We start from the raw sequence: 23,061 nt of genomic DNA on the forward strand, positions 1-23,061 counted from the left end.
GGCCTATGACGACGAGATCGGCTACACGGCCGGCATTCTCGGCGTGGCCGGGCCGGCCAGCGAGTTCAACATTCTCGACGGGCTGTGGAACGCCCGGGTGACGTCGCACGTGCCGCTCTCGGCGGTGGCGGGGATGATCACCGAGGAGCGCGTTCTGCGCGGCCTTCGGCTGACGGACGCGTCGCTGCGGGATGCCGGCATCGCGGCGCCCCGGATCGCGGTCGCCGGCCTGAACCCGCATGCCGGGGACGGCGGCAATTTCGGGCACGAGGACGACGACATCATCCGGCCCGCCGTGGAGACGGCGCGGGGCGAGGGGATCGGCGCCGAGGGGCCGTTTCCCGCCGATACCGTGTTCGTCCGGGCCACCCGGGGCGCCTTCGACGCGGTCCTGACCATGTACCACGACCAGGGCCAGATCGCCATGAAGCTGATCGGCTTCGAGCGCGGCGTCACCCTGCTGGGCGGGTTCCCGATCCCCATCTGCACGCCGGCTCACGGGTCGGCCTACGACATCAGCGGACAGGGCATCGCCCATCCGGGCGCGACCCGGGCAGCGCTTCTGCTGGCCGCACGAATGGCCGCCCGGCGGGCCGCGACCCCGGCCCGGCAGGCTGGAGCCACGGCGCCCGGGGCCGAGGCCCGGGCGGTCTGACCGATGCGGGAGGGGAGCGACGATCCGGCCGGCGCGCTCCGCATCGTCGATCCGCACCACCACTTCTGGGACCTCGAGCGCAACGTCCATCCGTGGCTGTGCGACCCGGAGCCGATCCCCTTCCGGTACGGGGATTACGGCTCCCTGCGCCGGAGCTACGGGCCTGACGAGTACCGCCGCGACGCGGCCGGGTTCGAGGTGGTCGGCACGGTCCATTGCGAGGCCGAGTGGGACCCCGCCGACCCGCTCGGGGAAACGCGCTGGCTCGAAGAGGTCTCGGCCCGGCACGGATTGCCGTCCGCCTGCATCGCCCAGGCCTGGCTGGACCGTGAGGACGTCGCCGAGGTGCTGGCCGGGCAGGCCGCGTCGCCGCTCGTGCGCGGCATCCGGCACAAGCCCCGGGCCGCCGCGTCCTCGTCCGACGCCCCGCGCGGCGAGCCGGGCTCCATGGACGACCCCCTCTGGCGGAGGGGGTACGGCCTGCTGGCCCGGCACGGGCTGTCCTTCGATCTGCAGACGCCCTGGTGGCATCTCGACGCCGCGGCCCAACTCGCCCGCGACGTCCCGGAGACGCAGATCATCCTGAACCACACCGGCCTGCCGTTCGACCGGTCCCCCGAGGGGCTGGCCGCCTGGCGAGGCGCCCTGGCGCAGCTCGCGGCTTGCCCGAACGTGGCCCTCAAGATCTCCGGTCTCGGGCGCCCAGGTCTGCCCTGGACCGTGGAGGCGAACGGCCCCGTGATCCGGGACGCCATCGCGATCTTCGGCGTCGATCGCTGCATGTTTGCCAGCAACTACCCGGTGGACCGGCTGTGCGGCTCCTTCCGGGACATCTTCGCGGGGTTCGCGGCCGCCATCGCCGACCGCAGCGAGACCGACCGGGCCCGGCTGTTCCGGGACAACGCCCGCCGCATCTATCGGCTCTGAGAAGGTTCAGCCCACATGACCATCGGCTTTGTCGGCCTCGGCCTCATGGGCGCCGGCTTCACCAAACGCCTGCTGGCGAGCGGCCATCGCGTGGTCGGCTACGACAGCGATCAGTCCAAGGTCGCAGAGGCGGCCGGCTGGCAGGTCGAGCCCGCCACCTCCCTGACCGAGCTGGCGCGCGCGGCCCAGACCATCTTCATCTGCGTGACCACCTCGCAGGCCGTCCGCGAGGTGGCGCTCGCGCTGGCCGGCAGCGGTGAGATCTCCGGCCGCACCGTGATCGACGTGTCGACCACCGACATGGGGATCACGACGGAGATCGCGGCCGCCTGTGCGGCGGCGGGCGCGCGCTTCGTGGACGCGCCCGTTTCGGGCGGACCGCCGGCGGCCGAGGCCGGGACGCTCGCCATCATGGTCGGGGGCGACGAGGCCGCCTTTGCGGCGGCGAAGCCCGTGCTCGAACGGCTCGGCCTCGCGACCCATATGGGCGGAACGGGGGCCGGCCAGGCCACCAAGCTCGTGAACCAGGCGCTCTGCCTGACCAATTACGTGGTGGTGGCCGAGGGCCTGCGCCTCGCCCAGGCCTATGGCGTGGATGCCGCCCGCATCCCGGCCGCGCTGGGGCCGGGACTGGGCAATTCGGCCGTGCTCCAGGCCGTTTTCCCCCGCATGCTGGCGCAGGACTACGCGCCGCGCGGCTACGCCCGGCAGGTGTTGAAGGACCTGGAACTGGTGCACGAGGCCACCCGGGCGCAGCATCTGTCCATGCCGATGCTGTCCCAGGCTCTGACGCTGTTCCGCCTCCTGATCTCGCAGGGCAAGAGCGAGCTCGACGGGGCCGCCATCGTGACGCTCTGGCCCGAGCCGGACGCGCATTAGCGGGCCCGGACGACGGCCCTATCTCGCCGGGGGCGGCTGTCCAGACGGCTCCTCAGCCTGGTTGCTGAGCCGGTCATAGACCCGGAACAGGGCCTGGTTTCCGTTGGCCCCTTCGCCATGCGCGCGGGCTTCGAGATAGAGGCTGGTGGCGAGCGCGGTCCCGGGCAGCGGGACCCCGAGTTCAAAGGCGAGTTCACCGGCCAGCCGCAAGTCCTTGAGTTTCAAGTCGATCCGGAAGCCGGCCGAGGCGTCCTTGGCCAGCATCAGCGGCCCGAGATTCTGCAGCATCCAGGACGAGGCGGCACCGCCGAGCAGCACGTCGCGCAGCTTGTCGAGGTCGAGCCCGGCTGCGCGCCCGAGGGCGAGGGCCTCGCAGATCGCCTGGAGGTTCATGGCGCAGACGAGCTGGTTGCAGGCCTTCACGGTCTGGCCCGCGCCCACCTCGCCCACATGGACCAGGGTGGAGCCCATCACCTCGAGCACCGGCCGGGCCCGCGCCAGCCCGTCCTCCGGCCCTCCGATCATGACCGAGAGCTTCGCCCCCTTGGCGCCGGAGGGCCCGCCGCTCACCGGCGCGTCCAGCATCACGATGCCGGCCCGGGCGAGTTCCGCCGCCATCCGGCGCGTGGCGGTGGGCGAGATCGTGCTCATGTCCACGAGCAGTCGGCCGGCGGGCGGGTGGGCCAGGAGACCGGCCGGACCGAGCACGACCTCCTCGACCTGAGGCGTGTCCGGCAACATCGTGATCACCAACTCCGCCCCCTCCGCCGCCTCCGCCACGCTGTGGGCCGCAACCGCGCCCTCGCGCGCGATCTCGTCCACGGCCTCCGGGCGGGCGTCATGGGCCTGAACGCGGTGTCCGGCCCGGACGAGATGGCGGGCCATCTCGCGCCCCATCACGCCCAGCCCGATGAACCCGATCGACGTCATGCGAGATCCTGAAGTGAAGGCGGCCGGGGCCGGAGGGAGGCGGGTGCGGGCGCGATCAGCCGCGGTAGTGGCGCAGGACGCGACGCTCGGCCTTGGTGGCGGCATCCTTTGGCGTGGCCTGGCCCGAGACCACCTCCGCGAACATGTCGATCAGCACGAAATCGGCGAAGACGCTGGCCGCGGCCGGGCTGACGGGGGCGGGCCAGGCAACCGATTTGCCCCGCTCCGGCGCGTCCCTGAACTTCGCGATGCGCGGGTCCTTGTCCCAGACCGGGTGGCCCGCATAGCCCCGTAGCGCCTGGCTGATGTAGCCGGCAGAGCCCTCCAGCAGGTGATCGTATTGCTGTTTTTCCATCATGAAGGTCAGGAACGCCTTGGCGGCATTCGGGTACTTCGTGAAGGAGAACACCATCAGCGGATAGACGAGGTGGAATTCGGCCGGCACCCCGGTCGGGCCGACGGGCCAGGCCGCGTGGTCGATGTCATCGGCGAAGGCGAGCTTGTCCGCCCGGGCCTTGCCGTAGACCGAGACCGAGTTGTTCGTGAGCGAGACGTTGCCGCCCAGGAAGGCCTGGTTGTTGGTGGCATCGTTCCAGCCGAGGGTGCCCTCGATGAAGGTCGGATAGAGCGCCCGGGCGTAATCGAGCGCCCGCACGGTCTCGGGGGAGTTGATGGCCACCTTGCCGGCCTCGTCCGCGACCTTGCCGCCGTGGCTCCAGAGCAGCCAGTTGCAGAACGCATTGCCGTCGCTCGGCGCCTTGCCGAAGGCGAAGCCGGCCGGATGCCCGCTGGCCTTGAGCGCCTGGCAGAGCTTGAGGAACGAGTCCGTGTCCTTGGGGAAGCTGTCGAACCCGGCCGCCTTCACGAACGACGTCCGGAACACCGGCAGCACGCCGATCACGACATTCGGAATGGCGATCCAGCGGCCCTGATGCTTGCCGTATTGCTCGACCAGCGGATACCAGCCGCCGTGCTTCTTGCCGACATGCTCGGCCACGTCCGTGACGTCGAGGCACTTTTCCGAGACCAGAAAGGGCGTCGTGTGGATGGCCCAGACCACGTCCGGTCCGGAGCCGCTATTCGCCGCAATGGCGACCTTCGGCTGGATGTCGTCCTGCCACTCGCTGGTGATCGAGACCTCGACGCCGGTGGCCTTGGTGAAGGCCGCGATGTTGTCCCGGGTCGCCCTGTCTTCGGCGTCGAGAAACTTGCCCCATCGGAGGAAGTTCAGCTTGGCGCCCGGCTCGGGCTTGAAGGGCTGCTCCTGGGCCCATGCCGCCGCCCACTGGGCAACCGGCGGCAAGGCGCCCGCCGCCACAGCCGCGCCGCCCCAGATCAGGCTCCGCCGATCGACGCCCATGTTGTCCTCCCGCGTTTTATTGGGCGGGAGCTTGCGGGATCGGAGGCTGCCGAGCAACAACAACTTCGCCCGGCCGCCAAACGCTGCATAGAGGGTCGGCCGGGCAGGCGAGGGCGGGTCTACTTCTTGGCCAGGCCGAGATCGACCAGCACGGCTTCGCCGCGCGACACGAAGCCCTTCAGGAAATCCGGGAATACGCCCGGCTCGTCCCAGACCGGCTGGATGCCGCGCGCCTTCAACCCGTCCTGAACCTCGGGCCGGGCCATCGCCCGCTTGGCCGCCTCGGTGAGCTTGGCGCGCCGGTCCGCCGGCACGCCCTTCGGGGCGACCAGGGCGAACCAGTTCTGGTACGTCCAGTCGACCTTGCTCTCCTTCAGCGTCGGCACGTTCGGCAGCGAGGGCGAGCGTTCCTCCGACATGATCGCGACGGTCCTGACGCGGCCCGCATCCAGCATCGCCTTGGCTTCAGCCGGCGAGCCCGTGAACATGGTGAGGCCGCCGGCCGCGAGGTCCTGGAGGGCGGGGGCGCCGCCCTGGCTCGGCACCCAGCGGACCCGGTCCGCCTCCATGCCGGCCGCCTTGAGCAGCCCGCCCAGCGCGAGGTGCCAGGAGCCGCCGGTGCCGGTTCCGGAACTCGTGAAGGTGCCCTTGGGCTTGCTCTTCACCTCGCGCAGCACGTCGTCCAGCGACATCCAGGGCGAGTCCGCCTTCACGGTCACGCCCGCCGGAAGCAGCGCCACGCGCGAAAACAGGTCCAGGCTGTCCGGGGTGAAGTCACCGAGCCCGAGCGCCTTGTAGAAGGCGATTTCGGGCGAGGCGACGCCGAGCGTGTAGCCGTCCGGCGCGGCGTTCGCGATGGCGGTGTGGCCGGTGAGCCCGCCGCCGCCGGTGCGGTTGACCACGTTCACCGGGACGCCGAGCTCCTGCTCCAGCGCGGCCGCGACATAGCGGGTGACCGTGTCGGCGCCCCCGCCCGCTGCCCAGGGCACGAGCACGGTGACGGGCCGGTCCGGGAAGGCCAGCGCCGACGTGGCGCAGCCGATCAGAACGCTCAGCGCCGCAGCGGCGCTCCTCACCAGCTTCATGGCGTTTCTCCCGAGCGACCGTTCCAGGTCTTGCCGTGAGAGTGCTGGCTCCGCCTGAGGCCCGTCAAGCGCGTGAGGTTCCAGCCGGGCCTCCCGGTGAGCCGGGCACGACGCGCCGAATGAGACCGCACCCTCCCGCGCCTCGGCTGCCCCGACGGGGTCCCTGCCCAGGCTGGATGTGCGCGGCGCCGACGCGGCGACGAGCGCATTTCCTTGGCCGCGTGCCGCCGCACGGTCCCGGACGGCCCCGAACCGGCCGGGCACCGGCGGATCCGGGCCTTTCATCGCGGCCGCGAGACGGGGCGAACACTCAGCCCTGCGCGGCCGTGGAGCGGTCTCGGAGGGCGCTTGGGGGCGGCCGCCCGCGGCCCGATCGCCGGTGAGGTGCCGGTTGACAGATGACAGAACTTTGCATCCAAAAGAGAGGAGGACGGCGACACTCTGCGGGCGACTTCCTCATGCTGCTTTGTGACGGGCGGTGGCCTGCCTGAGGCTGAATTCGGCCCCTACGCCGCGTGGGGCAGGCGGAATCTCGTTCGGGCGGAGGCTCCGCGACAGCGGCAAGCCGGACGTTGACGGCGATCAGGCTGCATGCGAAATTGAATGAAAAATCGGAGTCCGCGCGATGCAGGCTCGCTCAAAACAGGGAGGAATAAGATGAGGCTTGGTGGAAGTAGGACGGCCTTCGGCTCGCTTGTGGCGCTGCTCGGCGCCGCAGCACTGGCCGGCGTTCCGTCCGCGCAGGCTCAGGAGTCGTTCAAGATCGGCGCCCCCGTGTCGAGCTCGGGCCGCTACGTCGCCTATGGCGCCCAGGGCAAGAAGGGCATCGAGACCGCGGTCGAGATGTGGCGCAAGGTGCGGGGCGACAAGGTCGCGGGCCGGCAGATCGAGGTCTTGTTCCGCGACACGCAGTCGAACAACGCCATCACCGTGTCGCTGATGAACGCCTTCATTCAGACCGACAAGGTGGATGTGATCATCGGGCCCGACGGCTCGAACGTGGCGGCCGCCGCCGTGCCGCCGTGGAAGAAGCTCGAGAACCGGCCGATCTGGCTGATGCCGGGTGGATCCAGCGACGTGATCGAGCGGGAAGTCGGGCCGGACCCCTACTTCTTCCACACCTACGCGTGGTCGTATTACTATCACGACAACAATGTGAAGGCGCTGGCCGCGGCGCTCGGCACCAAGAAGAAGGTGGCCCTGCTTTATTCCGACGGCGCCTATGGTCGGGCGCATGTCGACGACGCCCGCAAGTACATCAAGGACGCCGGTTTCGACCTCGTTCTGGACGAACTGGTCCGTGAGGGATCGTCGGATTACAATCCGACCCTGGCCAAGGTGCGGGCGCGCCGTCCCGACATCCTCTATCTGGCCGTTCAGACCAACGACGCCATCCAGCTCACCAAGCAGATTCAGGCGGCCCGCCTGAACGTTCCCTACCTGGTCGGCACCGCCCAGGCGCAGCTGCCGGAGTGGCAGGACGCGGTGGGCGATGCCCAGGTCTGCTGGACCGGCGTCACGACCTGGGTTCCGGGTCTGAGGTATCCGGCCGACGCGAAGGAGCCCGGTCTGTTCCCGTCGGCTGCCGATTGGGAGAAGATGTGGACGGCCAAGTACAACGCCGTCCCGGAGTTCCTGGAGGTCGGATACTACGCCTCCACCATCATGACTCTTCTCGCTGTCGAGGCCACGAACTCGACCGATCGCGAGAAGCTGAAGGAATGGCTGGAGAAGCAGGAGTATCAGACCCCGCTCGGCAGCAGCAAGTTCGAGAAGAGCCGCGTGGCCATGCATCAGGCCTTCGGCACCATGGTGGTGTTCCAGCGTGAGAAGAAGCCGGACGGCACCTTCGGCAGCGTCCTGCTGTATCCGGAGCAAGTCGCCACCGGGAAGCTGAAGCCCTGCGCCAGCTGACCGGAGGGCCGGGGGGTGGGCACGCGCCCGCCTCCCGGCTCAGCTCGTCCCCACCCCTGCGAGACTGAACGGCGGAACAAGCGCTAGACCATGGACATCTTTCCTCAGGCCTTCAGCGACGCGATCCTGCTCGCTGGCCTTTACACGCTGATGGCCGTCGGGCTGTCGCTCGGCTTCGGCGTGCTGCGGATCATCAACTTCGCCCAGGGCGAGATGATCATGCTAGGCGCCTACGGAGCCTTCTGGCTCTTCACCCTGATGGGGGTCGATCCGCTCATCTCGCTGCCCCTGCTGGTGGTCGCCGGGTTTGCACTCGGATGGGTCCTCTTCCACGGCGTCGTGGCCAAGGTGCTGGATGCCCCGCACATCAACCAGATTCTGCTGACGTTCGGGATCGGCCTCGCCATCCAGCACGTCGCCATCATCCTCTGGACCGGCAACGCCCGCTCGACCACGCCCGACTACGCGACCACCTCCTCCGTGGTCGGAGACGTGCTCCTGGTGCACGGCCGCGTCACCGCCTTCGCGGCCGCCGTCGTCATGGTGGCCGCGCTGATCGCCTGGCTGCAATGGTCCGAGACGGGGCGGGCCACGCGCGCCGTCGCCGAGAACCGCTCGGCCGCGGTCCTGATGGGGATCGACGTCAACCGCATCTACGCCCTGTCCTTCGGCGTGAGCTGCGCGCTCAGCGTCGCCACCGGCGTCGTCGTCAGCTTCATTCTCACCATCACGCCCTTCATGGGCTTCCCGATGCTCGTGAAGGCGATCGCCATCGTCATCCTGGGCGGATTGGGAAGCATCGCCGGAACCGTTCTCGGCGCGTTCGCGCTCGCATTCGCGGAGACCTTCGTGTCGTATTACTTGCCTGAGGGGTCCGGATGGGCTGAAGGCATCGCCTTCGTCCTCATCATCGGGATCCTCCTCGTCCGCCCCCGCGGCATCCTCGGACAGGCGGTCGAGACCTGACATGAGCACTCGATCCCTCGCCATACCGGTCTGGGCGGTCTGCGCCCTCGTCCTCCTGCTCGTCCCGGCCTACGGTTCGCCGACCTTCGTCGACCTGGCCTTCCGGACAGCTTCGCTGATCGTTCTGGCGATCAGCTGGAACCTGATGGCCAGCGCCGGCCTGATCTCGCTCGGCCATTCGGCCTTCTTCGGGCTCGGCGGCTATGTCGGCATCCTGTCCGCCAACCTTCTCGGGGCGCCGTTCTGGCTGTCCCTGGTCGGGGCCGTGATTGCCGGCACGCTGCTCGGGTCGGGCCTCGCCCTGATCACCGGACGGATGCGGGGCATCTACTTCGCCATCACCACGCTGGCGGCGTCGGAAGGGCTGCGGGTCATCGCCGTGATGCTGCCCGACCTGACCGGCGGCGCGAAGGGCGCCTACCTGAAGGCCGCGACCTTTCCGGGCGTCCTTGCCATCAACCTGGCGATGAGCCTCGTGGCGGTCGCCGCCTGCATCATCGCCTGGATGGTGAGCCGCTCGCGCTTCCACTACGCCTTCCGGGCGATGCGGGCGAACGAGGCGGCCTCGCAGATGCTCGGCATCTTCCCGCTCAAATACCGGACGGCGATCATGGCTCTGTCCGGCGGCATGGCCTCGCTCGTGGGCGGTGTCGAGGTGTGGCACGGCGGCTATCTCGATCCGGCCGTCGCCTTCGATCTCCACATCACCATCACGTCGCAGATCGCGCCTATTCTGGGCGGCATCTACACCCTGTCCGGACCCATCCTGGGCGCCATCGCGACGGTGTTCCTCGGAGACGCGACCCGGATCGCCCTCGGCCACCTGCAAGGCGCCAGCCTTCTCGTGTTCGGCCTCGTCCTCGTGTTCTGTGTTCTCTACCTGCCGCAGGGCATCCAGGGCGGCCTGCTCCGCATGCTCGGCAAGAGGCCTTCGGAGGCCGCAGCCGAGCCCAAGCTCTCTCCCACCGTCGCGACCGGAGCGGCCAAGCCATGACCGCTCTTCTCGAACTCGCAAACCTCCGCGTCGGCTACGGCCAGTCGGTGGTGCTGCAGGACGTCTCGCTGGAGCTGCATCAGGGTGAAATCGTCTGCCTGCTCGGCGCCAACGGCGCCGGCAAGACGACCACGACCCGCGCCGTCTCCGGGCTGCTGGCGCCCTGGTCGGGGGAGATCAGGTTCGCGGGCGAGAACATCGCCTCGATCCCGGCGCATAAGCGCGTCGAACTCGGGATCTGCCTGTCGCCGGAAGGCCGGCAGGTGTTTCCGAACTTCTCGGTGCACGAGAACCTGCTGCTCGGCTCCTATTCCAAGAAGGCGCGCCAGCGCCGGGCCGAGATGTTCGACGAGGTGTATGGGCTGTTCCCGCGCCTCGCCGAGCGCCGCACCCAGAAGGCGGGCCTGATGTCGGGCGGCGAGCAGCAGATGCTGGCCATCGGCCGGGCCCTGATGGGATGCCCGCGCCTTCTGATGCTGGACGAGCCCTCGCTCGGGCTCGCGCCCAAGATCATTCTGGACGTCTACGAGGCCGTCGCCACCATCGCCAAGCGCGGCCTCAGCATCCTGTTCGTCGAGCAGAACGTGCAGGCGGCTCTGCTGGTCGCGCACCGCGGCTACGTGCTGGCCAACGGCCAGATCGCGGCCGCCGGCACGAGCGCCGAGCTGCAGAACTCGACCCTCGTCCAGGAGGCCTTCCTGGGCAAGAAGCCGTCCCTTCTCGCCACGGACGGGGCGCGCGGCCATTCCGCGGCCGTGCCGGCAATCTGAGGTCGACCGTGCTCACGATCAACAAAGTCTCCAAGACGTTCGGCGGATTGAGAGCGATCGACGACGTTTCGCTCAATGTGAAGCAGGGGCAGTTCTTCGGCATCATCGGGGCGAACGGGGCCGGCAAGACCACCCTGCTCAACCTCGTCACCGGATACCTGCCGCCGACCTCCGGAACGATCGAATTCGAGGGCAAGCCCATCCATGGCTTGCCGCCCTACCGGGTCGCCCATCGGGGCATCGGCCGCACCTTCCAGATCACGCAGCCCTTCGCCGAGATGTCGGTGCTGGACAACGTGATGACCGGGGCCCTGTTCTCGAGCAACGGCGCCCGGCGCTCGCTGCAGGAGGCGAGGGCCATGTGCGACGAGCCGCTCCGGCTGGTCGGCCTCACCGCCCAGGCCGATCTCCAGGCCGGCGCGCTCACGCTCGGTGGCAAGAAGAAGCTCGAACTCGCCCGCGTGCTGGCGACGGAGCCCAAGCTGCTGCTGCTCGACGAGGTGATGGGCGGCCTGACCCGGGCCGAGATCGAGGACCTCATGATCTCGCTGCGCCGCATTCATGCGGCCGGCACCACCGTCGTGATGATCGAGCATCTGGTGCACGTCATCCTGGATCTGTGTGACCACGTCTTCGTGCTGAATTTCGGCCGCGAGCTGTTCCGGGGCACGCCAAACGACGTGATCAGTCACCCCGAGGTGATTGAAGCCTATCTGGGCAAGCCCTTGACGGCTGCGGAGCGGGCGTGACCGCCGCACGCCATCTCGAGGCGGCAGAAGCCGCCGCCGGGCTGCCCAGGACCCGCAATGGCATCGCTTACCGTCAGGAAGGGGAGGGGCTGCCGCTCGTCCTGATGCACGGCAGCGCCGGATCGTGGCGGCACTGGGCCCGCAACATTCCGGCCCTGGCCGAGACCCGGAGCGTGGTTGCCCTCGATCTGCCGGGTTATGGCGACTCGCTCGGCATCGACCCGGACACGTCCGTCGACGCCTATGTCGAACTCGTGGCCGACGCGATCCTCGAGCTGTGCGGCCGGGACGACCCGGTGGATCTCGCAGGCTTCTCCTTCGGCGGGCAGATCGCCGCCGGCGCAGCCGCCCGCCTGGGACCGCGCGCACGGCGCCTCGCGCTGCTGACGCCGAGCGGCTTCGGCCAGCCCACCGGGCGCGTGCTGGCCTTGCCCCGGCGCAAGGATTTCGACCCCTCGGAGGCAGGCCGCCGCGAGTTCCACCGCCGCATGCTGCTGGCCATGATGCTGGCCGAGCCCGCCTCGGCCGATGACCAGGCGATCGACATCCAGGACGCGAACACCCGGCTCGCCCGGTTCGACAACCGGCGGATCAGCTGGTCGGGCCGCATGCCGGCGCTGCTGGCGGAGATCGGCTGCCCGATCCTGCTCGCCTACGGGGCCGACGACGTGATGCCGTTTCCCTCGTACGCCGACCGCATCGCGCTGTGCCGCGAGGTGCGGCCCGACATCGAGGTCGCGCTGGTCCCGAGAGCCGGCCACTGGCTCCAATACGAGCGGCCGGTCGAGACGAACCGGCTCCTCACCGCTTTCTTCCACCCGGCCGCCTAGCTGCTGGGCCGCCCTTTCCACACCGTACAGGGTTCATCAGACCATGGGTTTCGAGACCATCCTCACCAGCCAGGACGGCGCCGCTTTCATCATCACGCTGAACCGGCCCGACCGGCGCAATGCGTTCAGCAAGCAGATGATGAAGGAGGTCGCCGAGGCGGCGCGGAGCGCTGAGGCGGACCCGAGCGTCCGGGGCGTGATCATCACGGGCGGCACCCAGTATTTCTCGGCCGGGGCCGATCTGAACGAGGCGATGGCGATCAAGTCGACCGCCGACGGCGTCGCCTACATGACGCATTGGGAGACGCTGAACACGGCGATCGAGCGCCTCGAAAAGCCCGTCCTGGCGGCGATCGAAGGCTTCTGCATGACGGGCGGGTGGGAGTTCGTGATGGCCTGCGACATCCGGGTCGCAGCCGAGAACGCCACGTTTGCGCTCACCTCCTCGCGCATCGGCACGGTGCCGGGCGCCGGCGGCACGCAGCGGCTCCCCCGCGAGGTCGGCGTCGGCCGCGCGCTGGAAATCCTGTTCTCGGGCGATCCGATCGACGCCAAGGAGGCGCACAGGATCGGTGCCGTGAACCGGCTCGCCCCGGTGGGCGGGGCGCTCGACGCCTGCAAGGCGATGATCAAGGTCTACGAAAAGCGCGCGCCGCTGAGCCTCGCCTATGCCAAGCGGGCCGTGCGGGCCGGCATGCAGATGGACCTCGCCTCCGGCGTCGAGTTCGAGCGCTTCCTGGTCACCGCGATCTACGGCACGCAGGACAAGAACGAGGGCATCGGCGCGTTCCTGGAGAAGCGCGAAGCGAAGTTCACGGGGCGCTGACGATGGCCCCGGCCCGAGAGACCTCCGCCGAGCCGCTCCCCCTCGAGGGGGCAAAGGTCGTCGACCTGAGCCGCCTCCTGCCAGGACCCTGGTGCAGCCAGACGCTGGGAGATCTCGGCGCCGATGTCATCAAGATCGAGCAGCCGGAGATCGGCGATTACAGCCGCTTCAATCCGCCCTTCTATCGGGAGGGTGGCGTCTACTTCAACAGCGTGAACCGCAACAAGCGGAGCATCGCGCTGGACCTGAAGCGTGACGAGGACCGGCAGATCGCGATCGACCTGATGCGGGAGGCCGACATCGTGGTCGAGTCCTACCGGCTCGGGGTGACGGAGAAGCTCGGCATCGACTACGCGTCGCTGTCCAAGATCAACCCGGGCGTGATCTATTGTTCCGTGACCGGTTTCGGCAGCGACGGGCCCTTCGCCCAGGTGCCGGGCCACGACCTGTCGATCCAGGGCGCGGCCGGCATCCTGGACCTCGGGCCGAAGGGTGAGACCCCGGCCATGCCGGGCTTCCAGGCGGCGGATTACGCGGGCGCCACGCAGGCCACCATCGCGGTCCTGGCCGCCTATATCCAGAGGCTGCGGACGGGGCGCGGGCGCCATCTCGACGTCGCCCTCTATGACAGCCTCCTCAACCTCTCGAACATCGCGCTCACGGGCGCCAAGGCCCGCATGGTCGGGTTCTCGGGCAAGCCCGAACTCGAGGTGTGGGGCACGAACCCGCGCTACGCCATCTATCCCACCCGGGACGGCCGGGCCGTGACGGTGTGCCTCCTCGAGACCCGCACCTGGGAGCGCTTCTGTCACGTGATCGGCCGGCCCGACCTCATCTACGAAGAAAGCCTCGCCGACCGCCACACGAGCCACGGCGATCGCGCCGTCGTGTTCCGCGAGGTGATCGGCGGGTTGTGCCTCGCCGAGGACCGGGACGCGCTGGTGGCCAGGATGGTGGCGGCTGACATCCCGATCTGCCCCGTCTACTCGCCGGACGAAGCGCTGGTCTCGCGTGAAGCGAAGGGGCGGGACGTGGTGCGCCTCGCCGACCATCCGGTCGATGGGCCGATCCCCTATATCCGCGACCCGCTGAACCGGGCCGGGCTCGCCGATCCGCATCGCCGCATGGCGCCGGGCCTCGGGGAGCACGGGGACGAGATCCGCGCCGAACTCGGGCGTGCCCGCCAGACGACCGCCGGGTCCCGCGGGGCGCGGGCCTGACGCCGACACCTCGGCCGGCGCCGCAGCCGGCTTCCGACAGCAGGAGCGAGCCATGACCGCAACCGACAATGCCACCCTGCTGTTTGCCCGGCAGATCCTCGAGATCGGCCGGGGCGGCCTGTCCGCTGCCGATCAGGAGCAGTTGCGGCGCCTGCTGCTGGATTGCCTCGGCGTGTCCCGCATCGGCGGCACCCTGTCTTGGACCGAGGCCCTGATCGGCTGGGCCGGCCGCTTCGCGGGCAGCGGCGCGGCCCCGGTCGTGGGCACCGACCTGATGGTCGCGCCCAGCATCGCGGCGCTGATCAACGGCACCGCCGCGCACGGATACGAGCTCGACGACACCCACGACGCCTCGATGAGCCACCCCGGCGCCGTCGTGATCCCGGCCGCGCTCGCCGTCGCGGCCGAGCTCGGCTCCTCCGCCGAGGACACGATGGCGGCCATTGCCTGCGGCTATGAGGCCATGGCCCGGGTCGGCATGGCGGCGGATGCCGGCGAGGTGATCCATCGCGGCTTCCACCCGACCGCGCTGTTCGGCGGCTTCGGCTCGGCGGCGGCCACCGCCCGCCTGCTCGGCCTCGACGAACACGGGCTCGCCCGGGCCTGGGGGCACATCCTGTCCCTGTCGGCCGGCTCCATGCAGTTCTCCGACGAGCCCGAGGGCACGACGGTGAAGCGGCTTCATGCCGGTTATGCGGCCCAGAACGGCGTGATGGCGGCCGAGCTCGCCGCGCGCGGCATCGGCGCCCCCGCCCGCGCCATCGACGGGAAATACGGCTTCCTCGCGCTCTATTCCCGAAAGCCGAAGCTCGACCAGCTCCGCATTCCGGCCGGCGCGCCGCTGCAGATCCACGTGGTCAGCTTCAAGCCCTATTCGTGCTGCCGCCTGTTCCACTCGCTGATCGACGGCCTGCGCGAGGTCAGCGACGATTTCAGCCTGAAGCCGGAAAACATCGCCCGCATCGACGTGCGGGGCCCCGGCGTCATCTTCGAGCAGCACATGCTGCGCCGGCCGACCTCGGTCATGGCGGCCCAGTACAGCCTGCCCTTCGTGGTCGGGGCGACGCTGGCCTATGGCCCGCACCGCTACGACAGCTACCGCGAGGATAAGCTGACCGACCCGGCGATCCTGCACCTCGCCGACCGGGTCGAGGGCGAGCAGGACCTGGAGATCGAGGCGCATTACCCGGCCCATATGGGGACCTCTGTCGAGATCCTGCGGACCGACGGCACCCGGCGCAGCGCCAAGGTAATGGACAGCCGCGGGACCGCCGCCAACCCGCTTTCGACCGACGCCCTGTACGGCAAGGCGGAGGGGCTCGTGCGGGAGGTCGCCCCTCGGGTTGATCTCGCCGCCGCCCGGACTGCGCTGTGGGGCAATCCGGCCGGCCGCGACATGGCGAGGCTGTTCGCGGCCGTGTGATCGGCCGCGCCGTCGCGCCCGCCTCAGGGCATCGCGAAGCCGCCGTTGACGCTCAAGACCTGGCCGGTGATCCAGGAGGCCCGCTTGCTGACCAGGAACGTCACGGCCGAGGCGATGTCCTCGGGCTCGCCGATCCGGCCCACGGGGTACATGCGCAGCACCGTCTTCTCGCGGCGCGCGTATTTCTCCTCGCCCATCTCGGCCCGCATCTTCACCTCGCGGGCCTGGCGCAGCTCGGTGTTGGTGGCGCCCGGGGAGAGAATGTTGAGGGTCACGCCCGTCGTGCCGACCTCCTGGGCAATGGATTTCGTCAGTGCCACGACGCCGCCCTTGGCCGCCGCATAATAGGAGAGGCGGGCCTGGCCCATCCGGGCGGAATCGGAGGCCAGGCAGACGATGCGGCCGTAGCGCCGCTGCATCATCCCGGGCAGCACGGTGTGGATCACGTTCATGGGGCCGAACAGGCAGACGTCGATCATCCGCTTCCAGTCGGAGGGCTGGGAATCGACGAACAGCTTGTCGTCGAGCACGGCCGCCGAATTGATCAGGATGGAGAGCGGGCCGATGGCCGCCTCGGCCTGCGTGACGAGGTTCCTGACCTGATCGAGATTCGTGATGTCGACCGGGAGGCCGACCACCTGCGTCCCGGACGCCTCGGCCAGGCGCGTGGCCGAATTCGATGCCGCCGCGCCGTCGATGTCGGCCAGCGCCAGCTTGACCCCTTCGGCCGCCAGCGCCTGCGCGGTCGCATAGCCAATGCCGCGCGCCCCGCCGACGATCAGGCAGGCTTGCCCGCGAATGCCCAGATCCATGATGTTGCCTCCAGGTGACGGGCCTCTCGACACTCGGGACCCGGCTCTCGGCCAGCCTTATCGCATTCGAAACTGCATGCAAATATAAGCCGGCAGAGCGGTTTCATTGCCCCCTGCGGGCCTGCGAAACGGCCATACGGACGTCCTGCGGCCGGAGATTTGACTTGACGGAGGCGGGACCGTCTGATGACGCTGCATCCAGACTTGGATGCAGCATAGCCGCATGCGGCGCATCCGAACCGGGCGGGCGGCGGCAGCCGCAACCGTCCGGCGCGACGATTCAGGCCGGCGGCCCTTAGCTGGCCGGCTGGATACGAAAAATCAGTCAGGGAGGTTCCAGGTGGGCTCAATGTTGTTCTCGGCCTTGCAGATGCGGGGGCTGGAACTGCCGAACCGGATCGTCGTCTCCCCGATGGGGCAGTATTCGGCCGAGAACGGCAGCGCCTCCGACTGGCACCTGATGCATCTCGGCTCGCTCGCCGTGTCGGGTGCCGGGCTCCTGGTCTTTGAGGCGACGGCGGTTCACCCGACGGCGCGCCTCAGCCCAGGCGACCTCGGGCTGTGGTCGGACGAGAACGCGGCCGCGCTCGAGCGGGCCGTCGTCTTCTGCCGCAAGTTCGGCTCGGCGAAGCTCGCGCTGCAGCTCTGGCATGCGGGCCGCAAGGGCTCGGTGTCGGTGGCCTGGGAGCGCCAGCAGCCGATTCCCAAGGACAAGGGCGGCTGGACCCCCAGCAGCGCCTCCGCGATCCCGTATCCGGGCCGCCACGTTCCCGAGGCGCTCGACGAGGCCGGGATCCGGAACACCATTCAGCACCATGTGGACGCGGCCAAGCGGGCTGACGCGATCGGCCTCGACCTGATCGAGGTGCACGGCGCGCACGGCTACCTGATCCATAACTTCCTGTCGCCGATCACGAACCAGCGCACCGACCAGTATGGCGGCTCGCTCGAGAACCGGATGCGCTTCGGGCTCGACCTGTTCAAGGCGGTTCGGGAGGTCTGGCCCGAGCGCAAGCCCCTCGGCATCCGGATCTCCACCACCGACTGGGTGGATGGCGGCTGGGAGGTGGAGGACAGCGTCGAGTTCGTGCGCCGCCTCAAAGATCTCGGCTGCGATTACGTCACGGCGTCCAGCGGCGGCACGGTGCCGGAGCAGCGGCTCAAGGTCTATCCTGGCTATCAGGTCCCCCACGCCGAGAAGATCCGGCGCGAGACCGGCATGTGCACCATGGCGGTCGGCCTGATCACCGAGCCCCGGCAGGCCGAGGAGATCCTGGTCTCCGGCAAGGCCGATCTCGTCGCGCTCGGCCGGGGCATGCTCTACAACCCACGCTGGCCCTGGCACGCCGCCGTCGAGCTCGGTGAGGACTTCTCCTACCCGAAGCAGTACGAGCGCTCCCATCCCAGCATGCGGTCCGGCGACTTCCTCAAACCCGCGCGATGACGCGCGTCCGGGGCCCGCACACGGCGGCGGGTTCAGGTGTTCCGCAAGGAGACTTCAGGTGAGCGACAAGACCTATACTGACATCCTGTACGATGAGACCGACGGCGTCGCGACCATCACGATCAACCGCGCCGAGCGGATGAACGCGTTCCGGATGACCACCTATGGCGAGGTGATCGACGCCCTCCACCGGGCCGGCTGGAACAAGGAGATCGGCGTCATCGTCCTGACCGGCGCCGGCACCAAGGCCTTCGGCACCGGCGGCGACGCCAGCGACAAGAAGTCGGACCGGGCCGGCCGCGGCGTCATCGGGGTGCCGATCGAGGAGCTGCACGCCGCCATCCGGGACGTGCCGAAGCCGGTCATCGCCAAGGTGCGGGGCTATGCCATCGGCGGCGGCAACGTCATCGCGACGATCTGCGATCTGACCATTGCGGCCGAGAGCGCCGTGTTCGGGCAGGTCGGCCCCAAGGTCGGATCGGTCGATCCGGGTTTTGGCACGGCCTATCTGGCGCGGGTGATCGGCGAGAAGAAGGCCCGGGAGTTCTGGTACCTGTGCCGCCGCTACACGGCGGCCGAGGCGGCGGCCATGGGCCTCGTCAACAAGGTGGTGCCGGACGACGAGCTCGATGCCGAGGTGGCGCGCTGGTGCCAGGAGATCGTCGAGCGCAGCCCGACCGCGATCGCCATCGCCAAGCGCTCCTTCAACGCGGATTCCGAGAACATCCGCGGCATCGCCAGTCTCGGGTTCCAGGCCCTGTCCCTCTATTACGGCACGGCCGAGTCGAAGGAGGGCGGCAATGCTTTCCGCGAGAAGCGCAAGCCGAGGTTCCGCGAGAAGATGATCTCGGGCTGATCGCTCCGCGCGAGCTGAAAACGCCGCTTTGGTATCAACGTAGTGCGGGACGCGCCGACGCGCCCGCTGGAGTCGACGGATGGATTTTCAGCTCACGAGCGAGCAGCGGATGATTCAGGACTCGGTCCGCCGCATGGTGGACCGGGACATCAGGCCGATCCTGAACGCCCATGATTCCGAGACGCCGCTGCCGAAGGCGGCCATGCGGCAGATCATGGAGCTCTGCGCCAACCAGGGGCTGCTCTCGGCGCGCGTGCCGGAATCCGCCGGCGGCGCCGGGCTGCCGACACTGGTCTACGGCCTCATGATGGAGCAGCTTCCGCCGGTCGTGACGCTGGCCGTGCTGGGCCAGGAGGTCACGGTCACCCGCATCCATTTCGAAAGCACCGACGAGCAGCGCGAGCGCCTGCTTCCTGACCTGATGTCGGGCAGCAAGATCACCTGCACGGGAACCACCGAGCCCGACGTCGGCTCCGACCCGCGCAGCGTCAAGACCCGGGCAGAGACCGATGGCGACGACTGGGTGATCAACGGGCGCAAGATGTGGATCACCAATGCCAGCATCTGCGACGTCATCAACGTCACCACCTCGGTCGGCAAGGATGACGAGGGGCTGAGCCGCATGATGCGGGTCGTGGTCGACCGCGAGGTCTCGCCGTTCGAGGCGCGCGAGATCCCGACGCTCGGCCTGCGCCAGGGACATCTCGGCGAGGTGGTGTTCGAGAATTGCCGCGTGCCCAAGGCCAACCAGCTCGGCCAGGTCGGCGACGCGGCCCGCATTCTGACGCTGACCTGGCTCGCGAACCGGCCCATTCTCGGCCTCTGCGCGGTGCACATGGCCCAGGCGGCACTGGACGTGGCCCTGAAATATGCGGGCGACCGCGTTCAGTTTGGCCGCCCGATCGGCTCGACCCAGCTCGTCCAGGAGATGCTCGCCGACATCGCGACCGCGGTCACGACGAGCCGGCTCCTCTGCTACTACGCGCTGTCCTGCATCGACCGGGGCGACCGCGGCAACCAGGTCTCGGCCATGGCCAAGCGCTACGCGATCGCCACCTGCCAGAGGGCAGTGTCGCTCGCCATGGAGGTGCATGGCGCGATGGGGATCAGCCGCGAGCTCGGCCTCGAGCAGCATTACCGCGACGTCCGCATGCTGCCCATTCCGGATGGCACCAATCAGATCCTGACCCTGATCGAGGGCCGTGAGCTGACCGGCCTGAAGGCCTACCGGTCGTGACGCGGCCGGCTCCCGGCCGCTCCTGACCGGGCGGGTGGGGCCGGGCTGCATGCCGGAACGCCGGCAGGCTCGGGACCCTGTCGGACGAAAAAACTGGGAGGTCGATGTGTCGTTGCGCAAGATCACGAGCTTCGTTTCCGCCGCTGTCCTGGCCGCCTGGCTCGCGCCGGTCGAGGCGCGGGCGCAGACCTATCCGGAACGCCCGGTCTCGCTGGTGGTCGGCCAGGCGGCCGGCGGGACCTCGGACATCTTCGCGCGCTTCTTCGCCGAGGCGCTGAGCCACAAGTTCGGCCGGATCATCGTCGAGAACACCCCGGGCGCCGGCGGCACCATCGCGGCCACCCGCGTCGCCCGGGCCGCGCCGGACGGCTACACCTTCCTGTTCGGCAGCTCCGGCATCAATGCGATCGCCTATTCGCTGTACAAGGACCTCGCCTACAAGCCGGACGATTTCGTGCCTGTGGCCCATGTGGCCGACACGACCATCGTCATCGCGGTCAAGAAGGAGCTCGGCGTCAAGACGATGGCGGAGTTCATCGCGCTCGCGAAGGCGAAGCCCGACGAACTGACCATGGGCCACACCGGCAACGGGCAGACCACCCATCTCGTCTGCGTGCTGCTCCAGCAGACGGCGGGCATCAAGCTCCGCATGGTCCCCTTCCGGGGCGGCGGCGAATCCGTGAACGCGCTGCTGGCCGGCGTCACCGACGGGGCCTGCAACGGCACGCCGGACCTTGCCCAGAACGTGTTGTCCGGCAGCGTCGTCGGGCTCGGGGTCGGCAGCGCCGAGCGGATCGAGCTTATTCCCGACACCCCTTCGGCGATCGACCTCGGCCTGCCCGGCATGGTGGCCCCGGTGTGGCTGACGATCTTCGCGCCGAAGGGCACGCCCAAGGCCATCGTGGACAAGCTCAACGCGGCCCTGCAGGAGGCGATGAACGATCCCAGCCTGGCGAAGAGGCTCGCCTCGGTCGGGTCGTCGCTGGCGCCGAAATCGGGCCGAACGGTCGAGGCCGCCGAGAAGCTGGTCGCCAGCGACATCCGGCGCTGGGCCGAGGTGATGCAGAAGGCGGGTGTGGGCAAGAGCCAGTGAAGATCTCTGAAGCCGTCGCGAGAGCCTTCGTTCAGGAGGGCGTGACGACGCATTTCGGGTTGCTGGGGGACGGCAATCTCCACTGGGCCATGGCCATGCAGGATCAGGCGGGAACACGCCTGATCCATGCGCGGCACGAGCATTGCGCGGTCGCCATGGCGGCCGGCTATGCCAGCGCCACCGGGCGGGTCGGCGTGGCCTCGGTCACCTGCGGGCCCGGCTTCACGCAGCTCATGACGGCTCTGGTGTCTGCGGCACAGAACCGCGTGCCCATGGTGGTGCTGGCCGGCGAAAGCCCGATCAGCAAGCGCTGGCATGTGCAGCAGATCGACCAGCGGCCCTTCGCGACCGCCTCGGGCGCCGATTACATCTCGGTGCACAGCCCCGACATGGTGCATTTCCACGTGCAGGAGGCGTTTTTCCGGGCCAAGCAGGAGCGCCGGCCCGTCGTGCTCGGCATTCCCTACGACGTCCAGGAGCGTGAACTCCCGACCATTGCGCCCTATGAGACCTCGGCCGCCATCCTCCCCGAGCTCACGCCCATCCCGCCCGATCCGGCTCGGATCGCCGAGCTCGCCGCCAAGCTGGCCGGGGCGCGCTGCCCGCTCATCATCGCCGGGCGCGGCGTTCTGACGGCCGGGGCGGAGCGCGAGGTCGAGATGCTGGCCGAGGCCACGGGCGCGCTGCTCGGCACGACCCTTCCCGCCCGGGGCGCCTTCGACAAGAACCCGTATTCCCTCGGCGTGATCGGCGGCTATGCCCGCATGATCGCGCGCGAATACGCCGCCAAGGCCGACCTGGTCGTCGCCTTTGGGGCGAGCCTCAGCGCCTACACGACCGCGGGCGGCAAGATGTTCGCCGACGCCGAAATCGTCCAGGTCGACACCAACCCGGTCGGCAGGCGGCAGGGCTTCAGGGTCGCCGGCTCCTATCTCCGGGCCGACGCAAAGCTCGCCGCGGCGGCCCTCATCGAGGCGCTCGGTCGCGCGACGCCGGTTCGCTCGCAGGTGCGCAGCCCCGAACTGGCCCGCCGCATCCGGGACGAGCCGGCCGATGACGGCGTGTTTCCCCGCACACCGGGCCTGGTCGATCCGAGAGAGCTGTTCAGGGCCCTGGAACGCCTGATCCCGGGCGATTACGACGCGATCGGTGGGTCCGGCCACCAGGCCTACTTCCACACCGTGATGCGGGGCGGCGATCCGCGCCGCTACCACAGCCTTCGGGATTTCGGGGCCATCGGCAACGCCTTCCCGCATGCCATCGGGGTCGCGGCGGCCCGCGGCAACAACGGCCGCGTGGTACTCTATGAGGGAGACGGCAGCCTCCTGATGCACATCCAGGAGCTGGAATGCATCCGGCGGCACGGGCTCAAGCTGCTGATCGTGATCTGCAACGACGGCGCCTATGGCGCCGAACAGCAGGATCTGCGCCGGGAGGGGCTGGACGACAGCATCGCCGTGTTCGGGCGCCCGGATCTGGCGGCCATCGCGCGCGGCTTCGGGCTCCGGGGCGCGACGGTCACGGACGTGGCCCAGCTCGACGATCTCGCCCGGGACTATGAGCGCGGCGACACGGCGGCTATCTGGGATGTCCACGTGGACGAGGCGGTGATGAACCCCTCCTACCGGCTCGGGAACAAGCACAACTGACCCACTCCCCGCCCCGACATTCCGATGGGCGCCGCGGCGCGGCCCTGACCCGGAGCCTGTCCGGGATCGTGGTTCTGGAGCGCGCCGACCGGCTCGGCGTGTCCGTCTGCGGCAGCCTCCTGGCGGAGCTCGGCGCCACCGTGCTGCAGGTCGGCGGCGCCGCCTTCGACATCGGCCTGACCGGGACGGCGCAGGGGAGGGCGGTCACGCTCGGCCGCCTCGGCAAGATCCGGGTCGAGGAGGCGGCCTCCGGGGCGGCCTGGCTGTCGCTCGTGGCCCGCGCCGACGTGGTCCTCCTGGGCGATCTCCGCCCGGAGGATCACGCCCTCCTGGCGCGCGAGCGGGATTGCCGCGTGGTCTGCGCGCTGAGCGCCTTTGGGGCCGATGCGCCGCCCGGCGCGAGCCCGGCCGGGGAGACCGCCGCGCAGGCGGCCGGCGGCCT

22 protein-coding genes are annotated in these 23,061 nt (G+C 69.4%); 18 read left to right on the forward strand and 4 right to left on the reverse strand.

All coding sequences use genetic code 11. The features are described 5' to 3' along the window. The 3 genes from JWR86_RS17450 to JWR86_RS17460 form a co-directional block, all read left to right on the forward strand. On the forward strand, positions 1-655 hold a 655-nt coding region (locus tag JWR86_RS17450), incomplete at its 5' end, for a 4-hydroxythreonine-4-phosphate dehydrogenase PdxA (protein WP_299567801.1). Positions 656-658: 3 nt separating this feature from the next. Beyond that, a complete protein-coding gene (locus tag JWR86_RS17455) occupies positions 659-1,582 on the forward strand; it encodes an amidohydrolase family protein (RefSeq protein ID WP_299567803.1) in 924 nt (307 codons plus the stop codon). A 15-nt stretch (positions 1,583-1,597) separates the two neighbouring features. Then, entirely contained in the window at positions 1,598-2,461 is an 864-nt protein-coding gene (locus JWR86_RS17460; RefSeq protein WP_299567805.1) for an NAD(P)-dependent oxidoreductase, read from the forward strand. Positions 2,462-2,479: 18 nt separating this feature from the next. Here JWR86_RS17460 and JWR86_RS17465 read toward each other — a convergent pair whose 3' ends face one another. From JWR86_RS17465 to JWR86_RS17475, 3 genes are all read right to left on the reverse strand, one after another. After that, positions 2,480-3,391: an NAD(P)-dependent oxidoreductase gene (locus tag JWR86_RS17465; protein ID WP_299567807.1), complete on the reverse strand. Its 912-nt coding sequence runs from the start codon at positions 3,389-3,391 to the stop codon at positions 2,480-2,482. 55 nt (positions 3,392-3,446) lie between these two features. Continuing rightward, positions 3,447-4,751 (reverse strand): extracellular solute-binding protein, encoded by a 1,305-nt coding sequence (locus tag JWR86_RS17470; RefSeq protein WP_299567809.1) that lies wholly within the window; start codon positions 4,749-4,751, stop codon positions 3,447-3,449. Positions 4,752-4,870: 119 nt separating this feature from the next. Next, positions 4,871-5,836: a tripartite tricarboxylate transporter substrate binding protein gene (locus tag JWR86_RS17475; protein WP_299567811.1), complete on the reverse strand. Its 966-nt coding sequence runs from the start codon at positions 5,834-5,836 to the stop codon at positions 4,871-4,873. A 657-nt stretch (positions 5,837-6,493) separates the two neighbouring features. On the opposite strand from JWR86_RS17475, the gene JWR86_RS17480 reads away from it, so the two are divergent. The 9 genes from JWR86_RS17480 to JWR86_RS17520 all read left to right on the forward strand — a co-directional run bounded on the left by JWR86_RS17480 (position 6,494) and on the right by JWR86_RS17520 (position 15,528). Beyond that, positions 6,494-7,750 carry an ABC transporter substrate-binding protein gene (locus JWR86_RS17480; RefSeq protein ID WP_299567813.1) on the forward strand — a complete coding sequence of 419 codons (1,257 nt, stop codon included), beginning with the start codon at positions 6,494-6,496 and terminating at the stop codon, positions 7,748-7,750. Between the two features lie 90 nt (positions 7,751-7,840). Continuing rightward, positions 7,841-8,716, forward strand: coding sequence for a branched-chain amino acid ABC transporter permease (locus JWR86_RS17485; RefSeq protein ID WP_299567815.1), 876 nt, complete (start codon positions 7,841-7,843; stop codon positions 8,714-8,716). 1 nt (position 8,717) lies between these two features. Then, positions 8,718-9,710, forward strand: a complete 993-nt coding sequence (locus JWR86_RS17490) for a branched-chain amino acid ABC transporter permease (protein WP_299567817.1) — start codon at positions 8,718-8,720, stop codon at positions 9,708-9,710. Then, positions 9,707-10,480 carry an ABC transporter ATP-binding protein gene (locus tag JWR86_RS17495; protein WP_299567819.1) on the forward strand — a complete coding sequence of 258 codons (774 nt, stop codon included), beginning with the start codon at positions 9,707-9,709 and terminating at the stop codon, positions 10,478-10,480. Before JWR86_RS17490 ends, JWR86_RS17495 begins: the two co-directional genes overlap by 4 nt. 8 nt (positions 10,481-10,488) lie before the next feature. Further along, positions 10,489-11,229, forward strand: coding sequence for an ABC transporter ATP-binding protein (locus tag JWR86_RS17500; RefSeq protein WP_299567821.1), 741 nt, complete (start codon positions 10,489-10,491; stop codon positions 11,227-11,229). Beyond that, entirely contained in the window at positions 11,226-12,059 is an 834-nt protein-coding gene (locus JWR86_RS17505; protein ID WP_299567823.1) for an alpha/beta fold hydrolase, read from the forward strand. The genes JWR86_RS17500 and JWR86_RS17505 overlap by 4 nt, the downstream gene beginning before the upstream one ends. A gap of 43 nt (positions 12,060-12,102) precedes the next feature. After that, a complete protein-coding gene (locus JWR86_RS17510) occupies positions 12,103-12,885 on the forward strand; it encodes an enoyl-CoA hydratase/isomerase family protein (protein WP_299567825.1) in 783 nt (260 codons plus the stop codon). Between the two features lie 2 nt (positions 12,886-12,887). Further along, a complete protein-coding gene (locus JWR86_RS17515) occupies positions 12,888-14,105 on the forward strand; it encodes a CaiB/BaiF CoA-transferase family protein (RefSeq protein WP_299567827.1) in 1,218 nt (405 codons plus the stop codon). Positions 14,106-14,157: 52 nt separating this feature from the next. Further along, positions 14,158-15,528, forward strand: a complete 1,371-nt coding sequence (locus JWR86_RS17520) for an MmgE/PrpD family protein (RefSeq protein WP_299567829.1) — start codon at positions 14,158-14,160, stop codon at positions 15,526-15,528. A 23-nt stretch (positions 15,529-15,551) separates the two neighbouring features. On the opposite strand, the gene JWR86_RS17525 is transcribed toward JWR86_RS17520, so the two are convergent. Next, a complete protein-coding gene (locus JWR86_RS17525; protein ID WP_299567831.1) occupies positions 15,552-16,340 on the reverse strand; it encodes an SDR family NAD(P)-dependent oxidoreductase in 789 nt (262 codons plus the stop codon). A 349-nt stretch (positions 16,341-16,689) separates the two neighbouring features. On the opposite strand from JWR86_RS17525, the gene JWR86_RS17530 reads away from it, so the two are divergent. From JWR86_RS17530 to JWR86_RS17555, 6 genes are all read left to right on the forward strand, one after another. Further along, positions 16,690-17,784, forward strand: coding sequence for an NADH:flavin oxidoreductase/NADH oxidase (locus JWR86_RS17530; RefSeq protein WP_299567843.1), 1,095 nt, complete (start codon positions 16,690-16,692; stop codon positions 17,782-17,784). A gap of 58 nt (positions 17,785-17,842) precedes the next feature. Continuing rightward, positions 17,843-18,640: an enoyl-CoA hydratase-related protein gene (locus JWR86_RS17535; RefSeq protein WP_299567833.1), complete on the forward strand. Its 798-nt coding sequence runs from the start codon at positions 17,843-17,845 to the stop codon at positions 18,638-18,640. A 79-nt stretch (positions 18,641-18,719) separates the two neighbouring features. Then, on the forward strand, positions 18,720-19,877 hold the full coding sequence (locus JWR86_RS17540; protein ID WP_299567835.1) for an acyl-CoA dehydrogenase family protein: 1,158 nt from the start codon (positions 18,720-18,722) through the stop codon (positions 19,875-19,877). A gap of 106 nt (positions 19,878-19,983) precedes the next feature. After that, entirely contained in the window at positions 19,984-20,970 is a 987-nt protein-coding gene (locus JWR86_RS17545; protein WP_299567837.1) for a tripartite tricarboxylate transporter substrate binding protein, read from the forward strand. After that, the gene (locus JWR86_RS17550) at positions 20,967-22,619 is read left to right on the forward strand and encodes a thiamine pyrophosphate-binding protein (protein WP_299567839.1); all 1,653 of its coding nucleotides are present in this window, start codon (positions 20,967-20,969) and stop codon (positions 22,617-22,619) included. Before JWR86_RS17545 ends, JWR86_RS17550 begins: the two co-directional genes overlap by 4 nt. A gap of 68 nt (positions 22,620-22,687) precedes the next feature. After that, a partial coding sequence (locus JWR86_RS17555) for a hypothetical protein (RefSeq protein WP_299567841.1) occupies positions 22,688-23,061 on the forward strand: 374 nt, incomplete at its 3' end.

Origin of the sequence: Enterovirga sp., from assembly GCF_028290205.1 — a bacterium.
Classification (GTDB): Bacteria; Pseudomonadota; Alphaproteobacteria; order Rhizobiales; family Beijerinckiaceae; genus Enterovirga.